General features: G+C 75.4%; 3 protein-coding genes and 1 pseudogene. 3 read left to right on the top strand and 1 reads right to left on the bottom strand.

The window, feature by feature from the left end; all coding sequences use genetic code 11:
* Positions 1-24: 24 nt before the first annotated feature.
* Positions 25-609 (bottom strand): GbsR/MarR family transcriptional regulator, encoded by a 585-nt coding sequence (locus tag LE181_RS24025; protein ID WP_225663568.1) that lies wholly within the window; start codon positions 607-609, stop codon positions 25-27.
* A 116-nt stretch (positions 610-725) separates the two neighbouring features.
* Between LE181_RS24025 and LE181_RS24020 the strand changes: the two genes are divergently transcribed.
* The 3 genes and pseudogenes from LE181_RS24020 to LE181_RS24010 all read left to right on the top strand — a co-directional run.
* Positions 726-1,661 (top strand): ABC transporter ATP-binding protein, encoded by a 936-nt coding sequence (locus LE181_RS24020; protein ID WP_225663567.1) that lies wholly within the window; start codon positions 726-728, stop codon positions 1,659-1,661.
* Positions 1,658-3,304: an ABC transporter permease gene (locus LE181_RS24015; protein WP_225663566.1), complete on the top strand. Its 1,647-nt coding sequence runs from the start codon at positions 1,658-1,660 to the stop codon at positions 3,302-3,304. Before LE181_RS24020 ends, LE181_RS24015 begins: the two co-directional genes overlap by 4 nt.
* A 281-nt stretch (positions 3,305-3,585) precedes the next feature.
* Positions 3,586-3,804: pseudogene (locus tag LE181_RS24010) on the top strand (hypothetical protein); the annotation flags it as partial.

Raw genomic sequence — 3,804 nt, 5'->3', positions numbered from 1 at the left:
TCCACACCCACCGCAGTCATGCGCCTACGCACTGGGGCCGGGCGTCCCGCCCTCCGGCGAGGCGGCCTCGCGCCGCGCCGCCTTGTGGTCGCGCCAGCGGACCAGGACCTGCTGGAACTCCTTCTGGATGAACTCGAAGAATTCCGCGGTCTCCGCCACCCGCTCGCCCGCCGGGGTGTCCGGGCCCAGCGTCCTCGCGCCTTCGCGCAGGACGCCCTCCCATCGCGAGAGGAGCTGGTCGCGGCGGGTGAGGGTCTCGTACCAGACGTCGCCGTGGAGGCGGTAGCGGTCGCGCCGGGAGCCCGGTTCGCGTTCGCGGCCGACCATCTCGACCTGGGTGAGGTAGCGGACCGCCCCCGAAACGGCCGCCGGGCTGATCTGCAGCTGCTCGGCCAGCTCGGCGGAGGTCATCGTGCCGGAGTCGGAGGCCAGGAGCGCCGCGAAGACGCGGGCCGCCATGCGCTGCATACCGGCGTCGGTCAGCTCCCCGGCGAACCGCTCGACGAAGCGGGACACGGCCTCCGCGTCGCGCTGCCGGTCGCGGCCCCCGGCGACGCGCCCGGCGCCGTCCCCGTCCTCGCGGTCCGCCTCTGCGGCCGTCTCTCTCATCGCGCGCCTTCTCCCTTGCATCTCCCGTGCGGCCCGCCGACCCGGGGGCGCCCTCTCGATCAATTTACACCCTTTCCAACCTTCACAAATTTCTGAAAGAAGCGTACGTTCGAGGCATGACGAAGGCAATCTCCGTGTCCGGCCTGCACAAGGTCTTCGGCCGGACCCGTGCGCTGGACGGCCTCGACCTCACCGTGGAGGCGGGTGAGGTCCACGGCTTCCTCGGCCCCAACGGCGCCGGGAAGTCCACCACCATCCGGATCCTCCTCGGCCTGCTGCGCCCGGACGGCGGGGCCGCCCAGGTCCTCGGCAGGGACCCCTGGCGCGACGCGGTGGAACTGCACCGCCGCGTCGCGTACGTGCCCGGCGACGTCACCCTGTGGCGCAACCTCTCGGGCGGCGAGGTCATCGACCTCTTCCTGCGGCTGCGCGGGGGCGGTGACCGGGCCCGGCGGGCCCGGCTCCTGGAGCGCTTCGAGCTCGACCCGACGAAGAAGGGCCGCGCCTACTCCAAGGGCAACCGCCAGAAGGTCGCCCTCGTGGCGGCCTTCGCCTCCGACGTCGATCTGCTCGTGCTGGACGAGCCGACCTCCGGCCTCGACCCGCTGATGGAGGAGGTCTTCCGGCAGTGCGTGGCCGAGGAGCGCGAGCGCGGCCGCACGGTCCTGCTGTCGAGCCATGTGCTCAGCGAGGTGGAGGCGCTGTGCGACCGGGTCAGCATCATCCGGCAGGGCGTGACCGTCGAGACGGGCTCGCTCGCGGACCTGCGCCACCTGACCCGCACGTCCGTCACCGCCGAGCTGTCGGGCACCCCCGACGGTCTCGCGCACCTGCCCGGCGTCCACGACGTGGCCGTCCGGCCCCTGCACGGGGGGCGGGTGCAGCAGGTCAGGATGCAGGTCGACCCCGGTGGCCTCGACGCGGTGCTGCAGCGGCTCGCCGCGTGCGGGGTGCTCGGGCTGACGAGTACGCCGCCCACGCTGGAGGAGCTGTTCCTGCGCCACTACCAGGGCGAGGTGCCCGCGGGCGCGGCAGGGACGGTGGCCCGATGACCGCCGTCGCCGCGCCGGGCACCGCCCGGCGGCATGCGGGCCGCTCGTGGCAGCTGGCGGGCACGGGCACGCTGCTGCGGCTGGCGGTGCGCCGCGACCGGATGATGCTGCCGGTGTGGGTCCTGGCCCTGGGCCTGACCGTCATGAGTACCGCGAGCGCGTTCCGCACGCTCTACGACACGGCGTCCGATCGTGCGGGGCTGGCACGGTCGACGAACGCCAGCGGCTCGTTGCGCGCGTTGTACGGGCCGGTGTTCAGCGAGGCGCCCGGCGCTCTGGTCGCCTGGCGCATGGTGGCGCTGGGGGGTGTCCTCGCCGCGGTCATGAGCGTGGTCGTGGTGGTGCGGCACACCCGGGAAGAGGAGGAGAGCGGTCGCCAGGAGCTGCTGTCCTCGGCCGTCGTGGGCCGCCGGGCACCGCTCACCGCGGCACTGCTGGCGGCGCTGGCGGCAAACGCCCTGGTGGCGCTGCTCGTCGCGGCCGGTCTGGCCGGCATCGGCCTGCCGGGCGGCGGCGCGCTGGCCCTGGGTCTGGCGATCGGCGGTACGGGGCTGTGCTTCGCGGGCGTCGCGGCCGTGACGGCCCAGCTCACGGAGAGCGCACGCGCGGCCAAGGGCATCGCGGGCGCGGTGCTGGGCGCCGCGTTCGTCCTGCGGGCGGCGGGGGACGCGGCGCGCGGCGGGGCGTCCTCGCCCCTGGTGTGGGTCTCGCCCGTCGGCTGGGGCGAGCAGGTGCGGGCGTTCGCCGGGAACCGGTGGTGGGTGCTGCTGCTGCCGTGTGCGGCCGCGGCGGTCACGGCGGCGGCCGCCTACGGGCTCGCCGGGCGGCGCGACATGGGTGCCGGTCTTCTGGCCGGCCGGCCGGGAGCGGCGGGGGCCTCCCGCCGCCTGGGCGGCCCGTACGGGCTCGCGTGGCGGCTGCAGCGGGGCTCGCTGCTGGGCTGGGCGCTGGGCTTCGCCGTGGCGGGCGGGGCCTTCGACGCCGTCACCGACGGTGCCGCCGAGCTCGTCGGGGACAACGACGCCACCCGTGAGATCTTCGCGCGCATGGGTGGCCACCAGGGCATCACCGAGGCGTTCCTCTCCTCGATGGCGGGCGTGCTCGGCATGGTCGCGGCCCTGTACGCGGTGGGGAGCGTGCTGCGACTGTGGGCGGAGGAGACCGGCGGGCGGGCGGAGCCCGTGCTCGCCGGTGCGGTGAGCCGGCTGCGGTGGGCGGCCGGGCACCTGGCCTTCGCGTTCGCGGGCACGGCGGCCGTGCTGGCGGCCGGCGGCCTCGGGATGGGCCTGGGCTACGGGCTAGCGGCGGGGGACGTCGGCGGGCAGCTGCCGCGCGTCATGGGCGCGGTGCTCGCTCAGGCGCCGGCCGCCTGGGTGCTCGCCGGCCTCGCCGTGCTGGTCTTCGGTGCCGTGCCCCGGGCGTCGACGGGCGCCTGGGCGGTGGCGGGCGTGTGCCTGGGCATCGGCTGGCTCGGTCCCGTGCTGAAGCTGCCCGGGTGGGTCATGGACCTCTCCCCCTTCGGGCACCTGCCCAAGCTGCCGGGGGCGGCGCCCTCCGCCGCGCCGTTCCTGGGGCTGACGGCCCTGGCGGCGGTGCTGACCTGCGCGGGCCTGGTGGCGCTCCGGCGCCGGGACCTGGGCTGAGCCGCCCGGACCGCCACGGTCGTGGGGCGGGGCCGGGGTGGGGCGGACCCTACTGGGGGCTGGATTATTTGCCCAGGTTGCCGTCGGGCCCGTGCAGGACGTGCCAGTTGCTCAGCACGTAGATCGCGTCCGGTCAGGCCCTTCCCGGCGTCCGGAATCGGCCCTTCACCCGTGGCTTCCGGTCGTCGGCGCGACGCCCGGGGAGCAGGATGCGGACACGCCCTAGCATCGGTCGCGCCTCCCGGGAGCTTCCCGGGGGCATGGGTCAGGGAGGCATTCCTGTGCGCACCATGAAGGCAGCCGTCGCCGCACTCGCCCCGGTCGTTCTGGGCGCCGCCCTCGTCGCTCCGGGCGGCGCGGTGGCCGCCGGGAAGCAGGGGGCACCCGAGCGTGCTCCGCGGGCCGGCGCGGCGGCGTTCCGCAACTTCATCTTGCAGACCGGCACCGCACTCCACGAGACCGACGACACCTTCGCCACGGCGACCGCCGACTGGGACCGC

The sequence above is a fragment of the Streptomyces sichuanensis genome (genome assembly GCF_020328095.1).
In the GTDB taxonomy this organism is placed as follows: Bacteria; Actinomycetota; Actinomycetes; order Streptomycetales; family Streptomycetaceae; genus Streptomyces; species Streptomyces cinnamoneus.
The sequence above is the reverse complement of the archived record's forward strand: the minus strand, read 5'-3'. Positions and strand labels throughout refer to the sequence as shown.